13 protein-coding genes and 1 tRNA gene are annotated in these 17,619 nt (G+C 58.7%); 13 read left to right on the forward strand and 1 reads right to left on the reverse strand.

The window, feature by feature from the left end; all coding sequences use genetic code 11:
- Positions 1-7: 7 nt before the first annotated feature.
- The 5 genes from cbiQ to der all read left to right on the forward strand — a co-directional run bounded on the left by cbiQ (position 8) and on the right by der (position 5,905).
- Positions 8-769: a cobalt ECF transporter T component CbiQ gene (gene cbiQ / locus F8N36_RS12725; RefSeq protein WP_291333191.1), complete on the forward strand. Its 762-nt coding sequence runs from the start codon at positions 8-10 to the stop codon at positions 767-769.
- Positions 762-1,502 carry an ABC transporter ATP-binding protein gene (locus F8N36_RS12730; RefSeq protein ID WP_291333192.1) on the forward strand — a complete coding sequence of 247 codons (741 nt, stop codon included), beginning with the start codon at positions 762-764 and terminating at the stop codon, positions 1,500-1,502. The genes cbiQ and F8N36_RS12730 overlap by 8 nt, the downstream gene beginning before the upstream one ends.
- A 354-nt stretch (positions 1,503-1,856) precedes the next feature.
- Positions 1,857-3,095 (forward strand): diguanylate cyclase, encoded by a 1,239-nt coding sequence (locus tag F8N36_RS12735; RefSeq protein ID WP_291333193.1) that lies wholly within the window; start codon positions 1,857-1,859, stop codon positions 3,093-3,095.
- A gap of 79 nt (positions 3,096-3,174) precedes the next feature.
- Complete coding sequence (locus F8N36_RS12740) at positions 3,175-4,347, forward strand: RluA family pseudouridine synthase (RefSeq protein WP_291333194.1); 1,173 nt, start codon at positions 3,175-3,177, stop codon at positions 4,345-4,347.
- Between the two features lie 190 nt (positions 4,348-4,537).
- Complete coding sequence (gene der / locus F8N36_RS12745; protein WP_291333195.1) at positions 4,538-5,905, forward strand: ribosome biogenesis GTPase Der; 1,368 nt, start codon at positions 4,538-4,540, stop codon at positions 5,903-5,905.
- A 124-nt stretch (positions 5,906-6,029) separates the two neighbouring features.
- On the opposite strand, the gene F8N36_RS12750 is transcribed toward der, so the two are convergent.
- A tRNA-Sec gene (locus F8N36_RS12750) sits at positions 6,030-6,123 on the reverse strand.
- Between the two features lie 333 nt (positions 6,124-6,456).
- On the opposite strand from F8N36_RS12750, the gene ftsH reads away from it, so the two are divergent.
- From ftsH to priA, 8 genes are all read left to right on the forward strand, one after another.
- Complete coding sequence (gene ftsH / locus F8N36_RS12755) at positions 6,457-8,427, forward strand: ATP-dependent zinc metalloprotease FtsH (protein ID WP_291333196.1); 1,971 nt, start codon at positions 6,457-6,459, stop codon at positions 8,425-8,427.
- On the forward strand, positions 8,417-9,295 hold the full coding sequence (gene folP / locus F8N36_RS12760) for a dihydropteroate synthase (RefSeq protein WP_291333197.1): 879 nt from the start codon (positions 8,417-8,419) through the stop codon (positions 9,293-9,295). Before ftsH ends, folP begins: the two co-directional genes overlap by 11 nt.
- A 95-nt stretch (positions 9,296-9,390) precedes the next feature.
- The gene (locus F8N36_RS12765) at positions 9,391-10,668 is read left to right on the forward strand and encodes a diguanylate cyclase (RefSeq protein WP_291333198.1); all 1,278 of its coding nucleotides are present in this window, start codon (positions 9,391-9,393) and stop codon (positions 10,666-10,668) included.
- Positions 10,669-10,830: 162 nt separating this feature from the next.
- On the forward strand, positions 10,831-11,565 hold the full coding sequence (gene cdaA, locus F8N36_RS12770) for a diadenylate cyclase CdaA (RefSeq protein WP_291333199.1): 735 nt from the start codon (positions 10,831-10,833) through the stop codon (positions 11,563-11,565).
- The gene (locus tag F8N36_RS12775; protein ID WP_291333200.1) at positions 11,552-12,484 is read left to right on the forward strand and encodes a CdaR family protein; all 933 of its coding nucleotides are present in this window, start codon (positions 11,552-11,554) and stop codon (positions 12,482-12,484) included. Before cdaA ends, F8N36_RS12775 begins: the two co-directional genes overlap by 14 nt.
- A gap of 154 nt (positions 12,485-12,638) precedes the next feature.
- Positions 12,639-13,991, forward strand: a complete 1,353-nt coding sequence (gene glmM / locus F8N36_RS12780) for a phosphoglucosamine mutase (RefSeq protein ID WP_291333201.1) — start codon at positions 12,639-12,641, stop codon at positions 13,989-13,991.
- A 135-nt stretch (positions 13,992-14,126) separates the two neighbouring features.
- Complete coding sequence (gene galU / locus F8N36_RS12785) at positions 14,127-14,999, forward strand: UTP--glucose-1-phosphate uridylyltransferase GalU (RefSeq protein WP_291333202.1); 873 nt, start codon at positions 14,127-14,129, stop codon at positions 14,997-14,999.
- A 143-nt stretch (positions 15,000-15,142) separates the two neighbouring features.
- Positions 15,143-17,521 carry a primosomal protein N' gene (gene priA / locus F8N36_RS12790; protein ID WP_291333203.1) on the forward strand — a complete coding sequence of 793 codons (2,379 nt, stop codon included), beginning with the start codon at positions 15,143-15,145 and terminating at the stop codon, positions 17,519-17,521.
- The last annotated feature ends 98 nt before the right edge of the window (positions 17,522-17,619 follow it).

Here is a 17,619-nt window from a genome sequence, read left to right on the forward strand (position 1 = left end):
GCTGGGAGTGTTTGACCAGCCCTTTGTACGCCCTTCGCTCATACAGCGCATCGACCCCCGTTTTCGCATGGCCTGCGCGGGGGGCTTTGCCTTGTGTGTTTCGTTGCTGCACAGCATAGCGGCCTGTATGCTGGGCCTTGGTCTTGGCGTGCTGCTGCTGGCCGCCGCCAACCCGCCCATGCGTCCATTGTGCCAGCGTCTGGGGGCAATCAATCTTTTTGTACTTTTTTTGTGGTGCGTTACGCCCTTTACCACACCCGGAACCCCGCTGGCCCAGTGGGGATTTTTTGTGGTTACTGAACAGGGGCTGCATCTGGCCCTGCTGGTGAGCATAAAATCCAACGCCATCGCCTGCGCCTTTCTGGCGCTGGTTGCCAGCATGAACGCCCCCACCGCCGGGCACGCGCTTGAAAGACTGCACTGCCCGCCCAAGCTTGTCTTTCTTTTTCTGTTTACGGCCCGGTACGTGCACGTAATCGCCCAGGAATGGCGCACCCTGCATGTGGCCGCGCGTCTGCGGGGTTTTCGCTCGCGCACCAACATGCACACCTACCGAACGGTGGCATCGCTGCTGGGGCTTTTGCTGGTGCGCAGCTACGAACGCTCGTTGCGCGTGCGCGAGGCCATGCTGCTGCGCGGTTTTACCGGTCATTTCCGGTCGGTTTCGTCGTTTCGCACGCGCATGGGCGATTATTTTTTTGCGCTGGGCCTGCTGCTGTGCATGGCTGGCATAATTGCGGTTGAATGCCTGGGGGTTTTCAATGTCTGACCATCACCACACGCCCATTTTCAGCCTCAAAGGCATCAGCTTTGGCTATGGGCAGAGCGACAGCATGCGGCCAGTGCTGCACGATGTGGATTTTTCCCTGTATTCCGGCCAGCGCATTGGCCTGTATGGCCCCAACGGCAGCGGCAAAACCACCCTTTTCAGATGCATCACCGGTCTTGCCCGCCCCCAGAGTGGGCAGGTGCTGTTTCACGGCGTGCCGCTCAATGACGAAAAGGATTTTTACGAACTGCGCTGCAAGGTAGGCTTTGTTCTGCAGCATGCGGAAGACCAGCTGTTTTTTCCCACAGTTCTGGAAGATGTGGCCTTTGGTCCCCTGAACCTCGGCCTTGCCGCCGACGAAGCCAGGGAGCGCGCCCTTGAAACACTGCGCGACCTGGGGCTTGCAGGCTTTGAAGACCGCCTTACACACCGCCTTTCCGGTGGCGAAAAAAAGCTGGTATCCCTTGCCGCCGTTATGGCCATGCAGCCAGAAGCCCTACTGCTTGATGAGCCCACAAACGGGCTCGACAACGATGCCCGCCAGCGTATCATCGACATTTTGAGCAGCCTGGACACTGCGCGCATAACAATATCGCATGACTGGGATTTTCTGGCGCAGACATCCACCCAGTACCTCACCATCGCCCACAATCACCTGCACAGCTGCGCTCCTTCTTTTGCGCACGCCCACATGCACGCCCATCCGCTGGGCAACGAACCGCACGAGCATTGATCCAAACCGCACGATTCTGACATGACCTAATCGCCTTGGCGATTATTGGCACTGCCTTCGCAAATAATGTTGCAGCCATGCAACATTATTTCGATTATCTATAGCCATATATAAATTCGTACTGGTAAATTTCCCTGATCAGGCATATCCTCGCCAGCAACGGTTATGCCTCCCCCTGTTTTTTCTTTCTACTGAAAAGCCATAAATCCTGTAATCCAAAGTATTTTTATGCAGAATTCCCCATTCACTCCGCATCAACCGCTTATTGAAATGGACACCGACGATGCCGTATGGGAATGGCGCGTTGCAAATGATATTTTATGCTTGAGCAAAGGTGCCAAGCGCATGTTTGGCATGAACGGCAACATTCCTGAGAGCATGTTTTCCTTTATTTCTGAGTGCATGGAAGAAAAGCGTGAGCTGTTGCAACAATCACTGCAAACTTTTGTAGAGGGGCACATTGGCGCGCATGTGGAAATGTGTTTTCCTATCAACGGAATTCTGGCCCGCTGCCAACTTGTAACCATCACACGCAGCCCTCATGGCAGGGCAGAACAGATCATCGGCTGCATCAGCGCCATCGACAGACAGTCGCCCGGTCTTTTGCCTTCCGCCCGTTTTTCCATACAGCAGATATCAAACGCCCACACCACGCAGGACCACGCCCGTCTCATGCTTGCGCTCAACGCCTCTGGTGACGGTCTGTGGGATTGGGACGCTGTGACAAATTCTGTATATTACAGCCCCCGTTATATCGAAATGCTGGGCTACACGCCCGATACCTTTCCGGCAGTACTGAGCTCGTGGGAAGAAAAAATCCATCCCGACGACCACATTCATGTGGTTCCCATGCAAAAGGACATCATCGCATCGCCCACTTACGGCGATTCCTTTGAATGTACCTACCGCATGCGGCGGGCCGACGGATCATGGGCATGGATCCTCGGGCGCGGCAACGTGACACAGCGCAATGGACAGGGGCAGGCCACCAGAGTGGTGGGGCTGCACACGGACATAAGCGCCAGTCAGGCCGACAGGGCCCATCTTGAAAACCTTGTGCGCAATGACCCCCTCACCGGGCTGCGCAGCCGCACATTTTTCACCATGACAGTGGACGAACTTGAACAGCAGGCAGTGCGCCCTGTGGGGGTGATTGCGGCCGACGTCAACGGCCTCAAGATGATCAACGACCACCTGGGGCATGAAGAAGGCAATGCCGTGCTTTGTCAGGCGGCACTGCTGCTGCGCGGCGGCCTTGATTCCGCCGCATGTGTGGCGCGCATGAGCGGCGACGAATACACTGTACTGTTGCCTGGGTGCAGCATAGAGGCAGTTGCCGAGGTCATGCATGCCCTGCTGCAACGCTTTGAGCGGCACAATGAGGGGCAAAATCGCTCTCCGGTTTTGCTCGCCATGGGGTGCGCCTGCGCCGAAACCATGCAGACAAGCATTGCCAGCGCCATTGTTGAGGCAGACAGGGCAATGCTGCGCCACAAGCTCACTACCAGATCAGAGACGCGCCAGCGTATCAAAAAATGGATAGAAAGCCATACAAATGCCAGGGTTTCACTCAACGACTGCCGTTATCTGTAACAATTAAGCTACAGCGAGTTCTCGCACTGCACCACCCTGCACTCTTGACGCCAGCCGGGCTTTACGCCACAGTATCCCCATGTCGGAAGATAACCCTCCCCCTACGCAGGCCCAGGGCTCTGCCGTGGGTTCGGGCACGCAATCGCTGCCAGAACAACCCATGGTGCAAGAGACCGAAAGCGGCCAAAAGTTGTTACAGTTCCTGCAAAGGCGGCTGAACCTGCCACCCACCCTGCTACACCGCTGGGTGCGTACGGGTCAGGTGCGTATAAATGGCAGCCGATGCAAACCCTTTGCGCGTGTGCAGACTGGCGACATTGTTCGCCTGCCTCCTTTTGCGTTTAAAATGGCAGAAGAAAGCACCGCAGCAACCGATTCCCGGTCGGGCACTGCCTTTGAATCCGCCACCTGCAAGGTCGATGCTCCGCCCCTGCCGCCCATGATCGGCACAGACGGATACCTGTGGGCTTTCAACAAGCCAGCAGGACTGCCCACCCACCCTGGCACCGGGCACGACGACAGCCTCAGCTCGCGGCTGGCAGCTTATTTTGCCGATGCGCCCTTCAAGCCCGTGCCTGTTCACCGGCTGGACAAGGAAACCTCTGGCGTTTTGCTGGTGGCGGCCTCGTACGAAGCCCTGAGCACGGCGCAGGAAGCCCTGCGCTCGGGTACTCTCTCCAAGGAATACGTGGTCTGGGTTCAGGGCAGCTGGCCCTTTGCCGAAACCCGTCTGCTGCGCCATTTTTTGCGCAAGGATTCAGCCCAGGGTTATGAAAAGGTGCGCCCCGCAGCACCGGGCGAGGCTGACAGCCGCGAGGCCCTGTGCCTTGTGCGCCCCCTGCGAGTGGGTACGCGCCAAAGCCTGCTGCTTGTGCGCCTGCTGACAGGCCGCACGCACCAGATACGCGTGCAGCTGGCGGCCATGGGACACCCGGTGGTGGGCGACGCCAAATACGGCATTGCGCCACGCCGACATGTGCCGCGTGGTGGCAGCAGTCTTCCCGCGCCTGCCCGCATGATTGACACGGACAAGGCAAAACTGTTGCCCGCAGATAACCTGATGCTGCATGCCCTGCGCATAGCCATGCCCTGCGGACGTATTTTTTCCTGCCTGCCCCAGTGGACAGGAGAACACGCCCTTGAACAGATGCCCGAACCTGTGGAAGCCGGAGAAACCCCGGAATATGGGGGCGCTTGCGGGGCCTTCCCTTTGACAGGACAAAGTGCTATAAATAAATTTTTACGCCAGTAAAGCCGTCATAAAACCCAACAGTCACTGGCTGCCGGGGCAGTTTGCCCGGGCTACGCATGCCAGACGCAGCAGCAAGCGGGGATTGATCCCGGTCTGTTTATAGCCGCAGCGCACAAACCTGTGACGGCGCACTCCACTTCACGCACGCAATCATGCCTGGCACCGCCCAGGCGCACACTAAGGTATTCTCATGGCAGATACATTGCCCCGCGTCATTCTGGTGGGCCGCCCCAATGTGGGCAAATCCACCCTGTTCAACAGGCTCATCCGCAGCAATCGGGCCATCACCCATGACCGCCCCGGCGTTACGCGCGACCGCATGGACGGCGTGGTGCGCCGCAAGGACACCCCCGTTTTCGGCATTGTGGACACGGGCGGCATCACCCTTGACGCGCATGCCGCCGTGGTGGAAGGGCCTGAAGGTATCCGCGGTTTTGAGCGCGATATTCTTGCGCAAACCGAGGCGGCGCTGGCTGATGCCGCAGCCGTGGCCTTTGTGGTTGATGGCCGCGACGGTCTGCTGCCCCTCGACGAGCACCTTGCCGCCCACGTGCGCCGCAAGGGCCTGCCCACCCTCTGCGTGGTCAACAAGGTTGACGGCATTGAACGCGAAGACGAGCACATGGCCGAATTTCACGTCCTGGGCTTTCCGCTGCTGGCAATTTCGGCCGAGCATGGGCACAACATCAATGCCCTGGTAGAAGAACTGGTGGCCCTGCTGCCAGAAGAAACCTCCACCGAACCGCCAGCACCTCCCACGCTCAAGCTGGCCATGCTTGGCCGCCCCAACGCGGGCAAGTCGTCGCTGATCAACGCCATCTCGGGTTCTGACCGCATGATCGTTTCCGATGTTGCGGGCACCACGCGCGACAGCGTTGACGTGCGCTTTACCCGCAACGGGCGCGACTATGTTTTTGTGGATACCGCCGGTATCCGCCGCCGCACCAAGATCACCGACAGCGTGGAAAAGTACTCGGTCAACTCGGCCATCAAGTCGAGTACCAAGGCCGACGTCACCCTGCTCACCCTGGACGCTGCCGAAGGCGTAAGCCAGCAGGACAAGCGCCTCATGGACATGCTCAACACGCGCAAAACGCCCTTTATGGTGCTGATCAACAAGTGCGATCTGGCCCCGCGCGATTCGCTGGACAGGCTCAAGAAAAACATATCCGAGATGCTGGCCTTCTGCCCGCATGTGCCGATTCTGAACGTGTCGGCCCTCAAGGGCACCGGCCTGAAAAAGATCCTGCCGCTGGCTACGCAGATTCACGAAGAATGCAGCGTGCGCATACCCACCGGCAAGCTCAACCGTGCCATGGAAGAAGTGCTGGACAAGCATCAGCCGCCCGTGGTCAAGCGCGTGCGCGCCAAATTCTTCTACCTTACCCAGGCAGAAACCGCGCCGCCAACCTTTGTGTGCTTTGTGAGCGATGCCGACCGCGTACCCGAAAGCTACACCCGCTATCTCGAGCGCGCCCTGCGCAAGATATTTGGCATTACGCACGCACCCATGCGGTTGCACCTGCGTTCCAGCCACAAAAAGAAATCAGACAAATAGCTCTGCACCGGGGCCAGCTGCAACAGGCTGGCCCCGCGCGCACCTGACGCAGAAAAAGAAAAACCCCGGCAGAACCGGGGAATAAAAACGCCAGCCGGGCAGGCTCGCGATACAGCTGTTTTACTGGCGGAGACGTATAGGGGTCGAACCTACCACAGACCGCAAGGCCTGCCACCGGTTTTGAAGACCGGGCGCCACACCGGTGACGAAACGTCTCCGCATGGGCGCACCATAGGGTAAAAGTCCTTTGCCCGCAAGGGGGTGCATGCATCCCGACCGGTTTCAAGCGCTCAACGGCATGCGCGGCAGTTTGCCCGCCAATGCCGCGCACCGAGTTTCGTACTATTGTAAGGCCTTTTGTCCATTGCCAATAGTATTTTATGCATTATAATCAACAAGACAGGCGCAGTCGCAACGCCTGCTGCATGGGTCGCAAATGCTTACGAACATTTGACACCGCCCGCATGCAGGTAGTAATTTCGTAACTGTGCTGGCCATATATACGGCCTGGCCGTGCGCCCCCGCGCGCGGAAAACGTAACGGAGGCAGTGTTGAATCAGATAAGTCGCAACCTGATGCTGTGGGCAATAATCGTCCTGGCGATGGTCATGCTCTTCAATATGTTCCAGCAGCCGCAGGGTATTACCCAGCGGGTGCCCTATTCGGATTTTCTCAGTCAGGTGGACAACGGACAACTGCTGTCCGTCACCATCCAAGGCCACACGCTTACCGGCAGAACCTCTGACGGCAAGATGGTGCAGTCGTATGCCCCACAGGATCTTGGCCTGGTGAACCGCCTTATTGAAAAAAAGGTTGAAGTAAAGGCCGAACCGCCGGAAGAACAGCCCTGGTACATGACCCTGCTCGTTTCGTGGTTTCCCATGCTGCTGCTGGTGGGCGTGTGGATTTTCTTCATGCGCCAGATGCAGGGCGGGGGCGGCAAGGCCATGAGCTTTGGCCGGTCGCGCGCGCGTCTGCTCAATCAGGAAAGCGCCCGCGTTACCTTTGCCGACGTGGCTGGCGTTGACGAAGCCAAGGACGAACTTTCGGAAGTGGTGGAATTTCTTTCCAACCCCAAAAAGTTCACCCGTCTTGGCGGCCGCATTCCCAAGGGCGTGTTGCTCGTGGGCCCTCCCGGCACGGGTAAAACCCTGCTGGCCCGCGCCGTTGCCGGCGAGGCCGGGGTACCCTTCTTTTCCATCTCTGGCTCCGACTTTGTTGAAATGTTTGTGGGCGTGGGCGCCTCGCGCGTGCGCGACCTTTTTGTGCAGGGCAAAAAAAATGCTCCCTGTCTTATATTCATTGACGAAATCGACGCCGTGGGCCGCCAGCGTGGCGCTGGCCTTGGCGGCGGGCATGACGAACGCGAACAGACCCTGAACCAGCTGCTGGTTGAAATGGACGGTTTTGAAAGCAACGAGGGTGTTATCCTTATTGCCGCCACCAACCGTCCCGACGTTCTCGACCCCGCTCTGCTGCGTCCCGGCCGTTTTGACCGTCAGGTCATGGTTCCCACGCCCGACCTGCGTGGCCGCCGTCGCATTCTTGAAGTGCACACCAAGCGCACCCCGCTTGCCGCCGATGTTGATCTGGAAACCCTGGCACGCGGCACACCGGGCTTTTCGGGTGCTGATCTGGAAAACCTGGTCAACGAAGCAGCTCTTCAGGCCGCCAAGCTCAATCAGGACCGTCTGGACATGCACGATTTCGAGTATGCCAAGGACAAGGTTCTCATGGGCCGCGAACGCCGCAGCCTGATCCTTTCCGAAGAAGAAAAGCGCATCACCGCTTACCACGAAGGCGGCCACGCTCTTGCGGCCCGTCTGCTGCCCGGCTCTGACCCGGTGCACAAGGTCACCATCATTCCGCGTGGCCGTGCTCTGGGCGTCACCATGCAGCTGCCTGAAGAAGACCGCCACGGTTACTCGCGTACCTTCCTGCGCAACAACCTTGTGGTGCTGCTGGGTGGCCGCGTGGCTGAAGAGATCATTTTTGACGACATCACCACCGGTGCTTCCAACGACATTGAACGCGTCACGCGCATGGCCCGCAAAATGGTGTGCGAATGGGGCATGAGCGAAGCCGTGGGCACACTTGCCATTGGTGAAACCGGCGAAGAAGTTTTCATTGGCCGTGAATGGGTGCAGAATAAAAATTTCAGCGAAGACACCGCCCGTCTGGTGGATTCTGAAGTCAAGCGTATTGTGGAAGAGGCGCACAGCCGCTGCCGCCAGCTGCTTGAGGAAAACCTGGACGCCCTGCACCGCATCGCCCAGGCCCTGCTTGACCGCGAAACAATCACTGGTGACGATCTTGAGCTGCTCATGGACAATCAGGAACTGCCGCCGCTCGACAGCAACGGCAAGTCCACGCCGTCCACGACCAAGGCTAAGCCTGCCAAGCCCTCTGCAGACTTTGTCATTGAACCTGACAACAGCGCACAGAGCACGGAATCCAAAACCGAAAACGCTGCTGAAAAGGCTGATCCCAGCCGGAACAACAGTAACGAAAATGACCGATAGCACTCGCCAATCCGCTTTTGTTAAAAGCGCAGACTGGCATATTCTTGGGGGGCGGGCGTTAAAGACGCCCTCCCCCTTTGGCGTAATGGGCATTGTAAACCTGACCCCCGACTCGTTTTATGACGGCGGCCAGCACGACAGCCCCGTACCCGGCATCAGGCACGCCCTCGCCCTGCGCGATCAGGGAGCGGACATACTTGATCTGGGGGCGGAATCATCGCGTCCGGGAGCGGCAGAGCTTTCACCCCGGCAGGAAACACAGCGCCTGCTGCCAGTTCTGGCCGGTCTGCAACGCGAGGCACCAACTGCCATTATTTCCGTTGATACGTACCATGCCGAAACAGCCGCCAGTGTGCTGCAACTGGGCGTATCCATCATCAACGATATTTCCGCATGCTCGTTTGATCCGGCCCTGCTGGACGTTCTGGTGCAGTACAAACCCGGTTATGTGCTCATGCACAGTCAGGGTCGCCCCAAGACCATGCAGCAAAATCCCCGCTATGACGACGTGCGCCGTGAAGTGCGCGAGTTTTTTGAATGTGAGATGTCACGTCTGGTGCGCGCCGGTCTGCCGGAAGACCGCATTATGCTTGATCCCGGCATCGGCTTTGGCAAAACGCTCGAGCACAACCTGACCCTGCTCGCCCACCCCGAAGACTGGCTTGACCTTGGGCGCCCCGTGCTCATGGCACTTTCCATGAAGTCCGTCTTTGGCGGGCTGCTGGGCCTGCCGCCGCAACAGCGGGGGCTTGCCACGGCCACGGCCACGGCCTTGCTGCGCGGCAAGGGTATTTTCTGGCACAGGGTACACGATGTTGCTGCCGCCCGTCAGGCCATGACTGTTGCGCTTGCTCTTGAGGGTCACTAAAGAACCGTTTTTAACTGCGAGCTGCCGGTATGGTGCGATTTTTTACAACTCGCCCTTTTTTCGGAATACTGCTTGTATCACTGACGGTTAACCTATTGTTAACATGGGTTTTGGTAGACCGCACCCAGCAGGTCAACCACGTCAAGGTTGAAAGCATAGCCCGCTCGCAGCGCGACAATCTGCGCAACGAACTGCTGCGCCTTGTTTTCAAGATAGAAACCCTCAGTACGCTGGTTATTGATGGCAACGGCCGCATAGAAGAATTCGAACGTGTGGCCGCCGCCCTGCACGACGACCACACGATTCAGGCTTTTGCCCTGGCCCCCGGCGGCATCATCACCAGAGTCTACCCCTGTTCGCCTGCCAACAACAAACTTCTGGGGCAGAACCTGCTTGGCCCCGGTTTTGGCAGCCGGGAATCCATGGCCGCCCGCCACGCTCCCCGGCTCACCCTCACGGGGCCTGTCACCCTGTCTGATGGCAACACAGTCCTGATAGGTCGCCTCTCACTTTATTTCAACAATTCAGAGGGCCGCGCGCAGTATTGGGGAACAGCCGCCATATTTCTGCCTTTTCCCGACGTACTTGAGGTCTCTGACCTTTACATATTGGAGAACCTGAACCTGCCCTACGGCCTGTGGCGATCAGGCAAGCAGAAGGATGAAAGGATTCTGCTTGCTGGCAGCCAGGAATCGGCCAGTGGCCCCAACCATATTGAAGTACCGCTGAATATTCTTAACACCCGCTGGGATATTCACATCGGCGCAGGCAAGGCCTGGTACGAATCATTGGAAACATGGCTGTACGTGGCCCTGAGCATTCTTTTGAGCCTTTTCCTTGCTGGTCTTGTGCAACGAAACCATGATCTTATGGGTATTCGTACCTATCTGGAGGCCATTGCCTACAGGGATCCCCTCACCGGCGCGCTCAACAGACGTGGCCTGTTTGATGAATTGCAAAAACGAGTCGCGTCTGCCACCTGTAAAAAATTTACAATATATTACATAGATTTAAATAATTTTAAAGCCATCAACGACACCTATGGACATGAAGCCGGTGACCGAGTATTGCAACTATTCACGGAGGTTGTGCGCGCACATGCGCACGTGACCCACGTTATGGGCCGGATCGGTGGAGATGAGTTCATTCTGCTGCTCAACGGCTCACCGGATCCAGAGCTCGACCAAGAGGTTTTTGAAGCCATGCGCAAGGATCTGCAACGGGGGCTGCCCGCACAAAAAATTTCCGGCCCCATAACGTTCAGCATGGGCCGAGCCGTCTATCCGGACGACGCCCAGACTGCAGACGGGCTGCTCTCTTGTGCAGATGCCAGCATGTACCTCGAAAAGGCACGCGCCAGGGCCCGGAGCTAGAACAGACTAACACGCGCAACACCCCGCCGCTGGTAGCATTGCCCACGCGCCCCCTTGCGCTCATGGCGAACCCGGCTGGCTCTTGCGCCCGCAGTATCTGCCAGGCAGACTCAGGCAGTTGTGCTGCGGTTGCACGATACACATAGCTGCAAGGAACACACCGTGTTTGAGCATATTGCCATAGACTGGCGCGATATCATGGACATAGCCGTGGTCAGCATACTGCTGTATCAGGTCATCCAGATGTTGCGCGGATCGCGGGCTCTGACCGTTCTGACGGGTCTGGGCCTGCTTACCCTGCTGTACTTTTTTTCCAATGCCCTGGGGCTTTACACCCTCACGTGGCTCTTGCAACACATCTTCAGTTCCCTGTTCATTCTGATTGTGGTCATCTTCCAGGCCGACATCCGTCAGGCTCTGGGTGAAATGGGCGCACGGCCTATTTTCCGCCGCTCGAGCAGCCAGAAACCTGGCGTCGATGAAGTTGTGACCGCCTGTGTTGAAATGGCCCGACTGCGGGTGGGCGCTCTTATCGTCATTGAGCGGGGCATGCGCCTTGGCGACATGATCAAGCGCGAGGGCGTACGCATCGATGCCCAGCTTTCGCGCCAGCTGCTCATGAATATTTTTTATCCCAAAGCCCCCATGCACGATGGCGCTGTGATCATCAGCCGGGGCAGAATTACTGCCGCCGCCTGCATTTTGCCTCTGGCAGAAGCCAAGGGGCAGAACTTTGGCACACGCCATCGGGCGGCCCTTGGCATTGCCCGCGAAAGCGACGCTCTTGTTATTGTGGTATCTGAAGAAAGGGGCGAAATATCCGTTGCCCTCAAGGGTGAACTTATGCGCGCCCTTGACGCGGCACGTCTCAGGCAGGTGCTTGATGAAATCCTCTGATCCCTCGCGCCGCCCGCCGCATCTGCTTTCCATGCTGCTTGCAGTGTTTATTGCCGTAAGCATGTGGTACATGGTCAGCGTTCGCGACAGGCTCGAAGCGCAGATAGAAGTAAACCTCGACTACGTGGGTATTCCCGCCAATCTGGTGGTCACGGATGGCCTCATCAGCAAGGCGGTCGTACGCCTGCGCGGGCCAGAAACATTGCTGCGCTCTGTAACACAGGGCAAAATCATTCAGGCCGTAGACCTTTCCAGCATCAAAAAAGGCACCACGGTTGTGCCCCTTTCTGCAGAACATCTCGGAGCCCGGTTCCGCGCGTTTGAACTTATCGACGTGCAACCACCGCGCATTGTGGTAAAGGCCGACAACCTTCAGGAACGCAGCGTACCCGTACGGGCGGTGGTGGATTCGCCCCTGCGCGGAGGCGCGCTGACGGTGGAAAATGTCAGTGTCACCCCGGCCACGGTGGTGCTGCGCGGACCGGAATCTGTCATTTCGGCCATTTCAAGCGTGCCGCTTACCATCATGCTCGACCCCAAGGCTGCAGGCTCGACCGTACACCAGACCATTACGCTTGATACGCCAAGCATGGTCACGGCCAACCCGCCCTCGGTGAAGGTGCAGTATACCATCACCAGCGGTCGAACCGTTGTTTCGCGCCGCTGCAAGGTCGAGCTTGCCAAGGAAAGCAGGCCCTTCTATACAGTGGAGCCCGACGAGGTTGCCGTTCTGGTGGAAGTGCCTGATGCGCTGGCCAAAAATGGCCGCTACCTTGGGGAAATGGATATTTCGCTCATCACACCCGACATTCCGCCGGGTGAGAGTGTCAAGGTGCCCTTGCGCTTCAAACTGCCGGAAGGCATGACTCTCTTGAACCCCGTTACGGAAGAAGTTACGGTAACAAGAAAAAAGAAATAGGTTGCGCTGGCTTGCGGCCTGGGTATCTAACGCCGCAGCCTAGCCCCCATACCGCGTTGCGGCCTCGGCCCAGCGCGGCACAAAAAACTCAAAACGCTGCCACAGCCTTTACAGGGCGGGCACAGCGTAACGCATACTCAGGCAAGGAGTCTTCATGGCTGAGCGTCTTTTTGGCACAGACGGACTGCGCGGCACGGTCAACAACTATCCCATGACAGTTGATGTGGCCCTGCGCCTTGGTCTGGCGGCGGGCGTGCGTTTTCGGCGCGGCAACCACCAGCACAAGGTGGTTATCGGCAAGGATACGCGCCTTTCTGGCTACATGTTTGAATCGGCGCTTACCGCAGGCCTGTGCGCCGCCGGCATGCACGTCATCATGACAGGCCCTCTGCCCACCCCTGCCATTTCTTTTCTCACCCGCAGCATGCGGGCCGACCTTGGCGTGGTTATCTCCGCCTCGCACAATCCTTTTCACGATAACGGCATCAAGTTTTTCGACGCCGAGGGCTACAAGCTGCCCGACATGACGGAAGACGAAATCTCCGCCATGGTGCTCGATTCCAGCTTCAAGTGGCCCTACCCGGAGGCGCGCGGTGCTGGCCGCGCCACCAAAATCGAAGATGCCGGAGGGCGCTATATTGTTTACACAAAAAGCTGCTTCCCCACGCAGTTGACCCTTTCCGGTCTGCGTATTGTGGTTGACTGCGCCAACGGGGCCAGCTACAAGGTTGCCCCGCTGGCTCTTGAAGAACTGGGCGCCGAGGTTTTCCGCATTGGCACAAACCCCGACGGTACCAATATCAACGAGCACTGCGGTTCGCTCTACCCAGAAGTGGTGGCGGCCAAGGTGCGCGAGGTGCGGGCAGACGTGGGCCTTGCGCTGGACGGCGATGCCGACCGCCTCATTGTTGTGGACGAACACGGCAATATCATTGACGGTGACCAGCTCATGGCCATGTGCGCCCAGGCCATGATGGCCAGAGGCGAGCTGCCCGGCAACCTGCTGGTGGCCACGGCCATGAGCAACATGGCGCTGGAAATTTTCATGAAGGACCACGGCGGTTCGCTGATGCGCACCAAGGTTGGCGACCGCTACGTTATGGAAGCCATGCGGCGCGAGGGCGCCATGCTTGGCGGTGAACAGTCGGGGCATCTTATTTTCCACAAATACAGCACCACTGGCGACGGTCTGCTGGCGGCCCTACAGATTTTGCGTATCATGCGCGAAAAGGACAAGCCTCTCTCGGAGCTGGCTGGCAGGCTCCAGCCGTTCCCGCAGGTACTTATCAATGTGCGTGTGGAAAAACGACTGCCCTTCGAGGAACGGCCCGCCATCGGCGAGGCTGTTGCCAAGGTTGAGGCTGACCTGGCTGGTCGCGGCAGGGTACTGCTGCGCTACTCTGGCACAGAAGCCCTGTGCCGCGTTATGGTGGAAGGCGAAAACCCCAGCAAGGTCAAAGCCTACGCAGAAGATCTGGCCGTTGTGGTTGAACGCGAATTACGCTGATTTTAAGGACATGCGGCAACCATCATGGAATTCTGCAAGGCATGCACTACTTGCAGAACAGCTGCCATGCGTATATTGCTTGCATCGTTTTGTCGCTAATCCGTATTGACTTGTCTACCCCACTTGGAGGCATGCATGAAGAATATTCGTAAAGTCGTCATTCCCGTGGCCGGATGGGGTACCCGTTCCTTGCCAGCAACCAAGAATATTCCCAAGGAAATGCTGCCAATCTACAACAAGCCCGTCATTCAGTACGTGGTTGAAGAGGCCCAGCGCGCCAATATCGAAGATGTGATTTTCGTGACCAACCGCGACAAGACGGTGATCGAAGACCACTTCGACTACAACCTGCAGCTTGAAGGTGTGCTTGAACGCGCCGGCAAGCTGGACAAGCTGGCCGAAGTGCGCAAGGTGGCCGAAATGGTCAACATCATGTCTGTGCGCCAGAAGCGCCAGCTTGGTCTTGGGCACGCGGTGCTGTGCGCGCGCGAACTGGTGCGCGACGACCCCTTTGCCATCATGGTGGGCGACGACCTCATGTTTGGCGGCGCACCCGGCATTGGACAGCTCATTGAAGTGGCCATGGCAGAAAAAATGCCGGTCATCGGCGTTATGGAAGTGCCGTGGGAAAAGGTGAGCCGCTACGGCATCATCGACGGCGACGAAGTGACTCCCGGCGTCTTTCGCGTCAAAAGCATGGTGGAAAAGCCCGCCCGCGAGGACGCCCCCTCGCGCATGGCCATTGTGGGGCGCTATGTGCTCACCCCCGACATTTTCGATTATCTTGAAAAAGTCGAACCCGGCCACGGCGGCGAAATCCAGCTTACCGATGCCCTTCAGGCCATGGCGCAGGAAAGGGGTATGATGGCTGTGCGCATGTCTGGCATGCGCTTTGACGCTGGCGACTGGGCGGAGTTTCTCACCGCCAACATATACTTTGCCCTTCAGGACGAAGAACTGCGCTACGACCTGCTCAAGCTGCTCAAAAATTTTGTGCAGTTTCATTAAAAATATATCCACAGGCCCGAATCCGCGTGTCTCCTCCGGTACTGCCGGAGGAGACACGCTTGTTTTGCCCGTGCATCACACAAGAAATTTTGTCACTACGCAGAGGCTTGCCTTCGTGCCCGTATTGCGTAACTCTGCCCCTCATGTACGCCACCGTTGCCCTGCTCACTCCGCCTTACACCAGCCTTACCTACCTGCTGCCGCCCGAATTTCCCGCTGACTTCTGGCAGCCGGGCTTGCGCGTTGCCGTGCCGCTTGGCAGGGGAGAACGCTCTGCCCTGCGGGCCGCAGTGCTGTTGAGGGTAAGTCCCACCGCCGATATTCCTGAAGGCGTGGAGTGTAAAAGCCTTGCGTGGCCGCTGGAAAACGACGCACTGCTCCCCGCTGGACTGCTGGAACTGGCCGAAGATCTGGGCCGCCGCCAAGGTCTTCACCCTGGGCACATTCTCGGGCATGTACTGCCCCAGGGACTGCGCCTTGCCCGCGTACGGCTGCGCCACATTGAATCGGGTCAGGCTGCAGCGTGGACGCTTGCACGCATCCGTGAGGCCACACCGCAGCAACGGCAGGAGCTGGCGCAGGCCCTGTGCAGTGGAGCGGCCCGCATGCTGCCCCCCGGCACAGACGCCGCCAGCGAGGAATTCTGCCTGCTGCGGGTCGACCCGCCCTGGCCCGTGCGCCCCTCGGCCAAAAGGCAGATCGAGGTACTGGACTACCTGCACCAGCACGGCAGCGTGAGCCGCAGACGGCTTGTACAGTCCCTGGGGCAGGCCGTTGCTCCGGCGCTCCATACCCTGCTTGAAGCCGGGCATGTGAACCTCGCACGCGAAAGCGGTTTTGACGACGATGTCATCGACGCCACGGAACAAAGCCTGCTGCCCCCACCGCCGCTCCCATTCAGTCTCAATGATGATCAGAACACGGCGCTTGAGAATATGCTGGAAGCCCTGCACGCCGATATGGCGGCCTCGCGCCTGCTGTTTGGCGTAACCGGCAGCGGCAAAACCGCCGTGTATCTTGAGCTGGCCAAGGCATGTCTGGCGGCAGGAAAGAGCATTCTGCTGCTTGCGCCAGAGGTGGCCCTGGCCCACAAGCTGCGGCGCGACGCAACCTGCGCCCTGCCAGATGCCCCCCTGTTTTTTTACCACGGCTACCAGTCTCCAGCGCGGCGCGAAGCCACATTTCGCCAGCTGGCCCAGCACACGGGCCCCTGCGTGGTTGTGGGTACGCGCTCGGCCCTGTTTTTGCCCGTGCCGCATCTGACCTGCATTGTTCTTGATGAAGAGCACGACGGCTCGTTCAAACAGGATGAAAGTCTGGCCTATCAGGCCAAGGAAGTGGCATGGTTCAGGATTGCCCAGACCAGAGGGCTGCTGATTTTGGGATCAGCCACACCGGACCTCAAGACATTTTACGCTGCGGAAAACGGGCATCTGCCCAAGCTGAGCCTGCCGCGCCGTGTGGGCGGACGCGACCTGCCGCCGGTGGAACTGGTGGACATCAGCTCTCTCTCGCCTGCGTCAACCAGCATGGACGGCCTGCTGGCCCCGCAGAGCGAAGAAGCCCTGCGCGAAACCATTGCCCGCGGCGAGCAGGCTGTGGTGCTGCTGAACAGGCGTGGCTACGCGCCAGTCATGTACTGCCTTGACTGCAACCGCACCCTGCGCTGCCCACACTGCGAAATCGGCCTTACCTACCACAAGGGGCTTGAAAAGCTTGTCTGCCACTACTGCGGCTACAGCCGCCCCTTTCCTTCGCCCTGCCCCGAATGCAGCGGCATGAACTTTTTGCCCATGGGCGAGGGCACGGAAAGGCTGGCCGAGCGCCTGAGCGTGCTGGCTGGCGGCCCCGTGCTGCGGCTCGACCGGGACAGCACCCGCCGTCCCGGCCGCATGGAAGAAATACTGGCGGCATTTTCGCGGCAGGAGGCCCCCATTCTTGTGGGAACGCAGATGCTTTCCAAGGGGCACCACTTTCCGCTGGTTACACTGGCCGTGATCGCCGATGGCGACCTTGGCCTCAACCTGCCCGACTACCGGGCCGCAGAACGCACCTTTCAGCTGCTGGTACAGTCTGCCGGACGCGCTGGCCGGGGCGACAAGCCTGGCCGCGTCCTTATCCAGACGCGCGACGTAAGCCACTACTGCTGGCAATACGTGCGCAATGCCGATTATGAAGGTTTTTATCAGGCGGAACTGGCGCGCCGCAAACTGCGCAGGTATCCTCCTTTTGTGCGTTTGGCGCTCATACGCATTTCTTACGGCATCACCGAGCAGGCGGGAGCGGCAGCTCTGGGCGAACTGGCCCAGGCCCTGCGCGGCAAGGCCACAGAACTTGGCGTGCAGATGCTTGGCCCTGCGCCCGCTCCCCTGGCCCTGCTCAGAGGCCGTAAACGTTTTACATGCCTGATAAAAGGGCAGGACTGGCAAGCCATACGGTCTTTGTATTTTTTTGCCCTTTCGCAAAAAGCTTCAAGATTTCTGCGACTTTTTCTTGACCTTGATCCAATAAATATGTTGTGACACCCCATTACTGTTGGTGAGGGCGGTCCCCAGCCGCATACTTTCCGCGCCACAGCAGCCGTACCAGCGTGCATCAGGCAAGCCGGTTGGGTAGTTGT

The sequence above is a fragment of the Desulfovibrio sp. genome (assembly GCF_009712225.1).
In the GTDB taxonomy this organism is placed as follows: domain Bacteria; phylum Desulfobacterota; class Desulfovibrionia; order Desulfovibrionales; family Desulfovibrionaceae; genus Desulfovibrio.

Coding starts and splice junctions, on each gene's coding strand:
- F8N36_RS12730 (WP_291333192.1), top strand. CDS start 762: ATGTCTGACCATCACCACACGCCCATTTTCAGCCTCAAAGGCATCAGC.
- F8N36_RS12735 (WP_291333193.1), top strand. CDS start 1,857: ATGAACGGCAACATTCCTGAGAGCATGTTTTCCTTTATTTCTGAGTGC.
- F8N36_RS12740 (WP_291333194.1), top strand. CDS start 3,175: ATGTCGGAAGATAACCCTCCCCCTACGCAGGCCCAGGGCTCTGCCGTG.
- der (WP_291333195.1), top strand. CDS start 4,538: ATGGCAGATACATTGCCCCGCGTCATTCTGGTGGGCCGCCCCAATGTG.
- folP (WP_291333197.1), top strand. CDS start 8,417: ATGACCGATAGCACTCGCCAATCCGCTTTTGTTAAAAGCGCAGACTGG.
- F8N36_RS12775 (WP_291333200.1), top strand. CDS start 11,552: ATGAAATCCTCTGATCCCTCGCGCCGCCCGCCGCATCTGCTTTCCATG.
- glmM (WP_291333201.1), top strand. CDS start 12,639: ATGGCTGAGCGTCTTTTTGGCACAGACGGACTGCGCGGCACGGTCAAC.
- galU (WP_291333202.1), top strand. CDS start 14,127: ATGAAGAATATTCGTAAAGTCGTCATTCCCGTGGCCGGATGGGGTACC.
- priA (WP_291333203.1), top strand. CDS start 15,143: ATGTACGCCACCGTTGCCCTGCTCACTCCGCCTTACACCAGCCTTACC.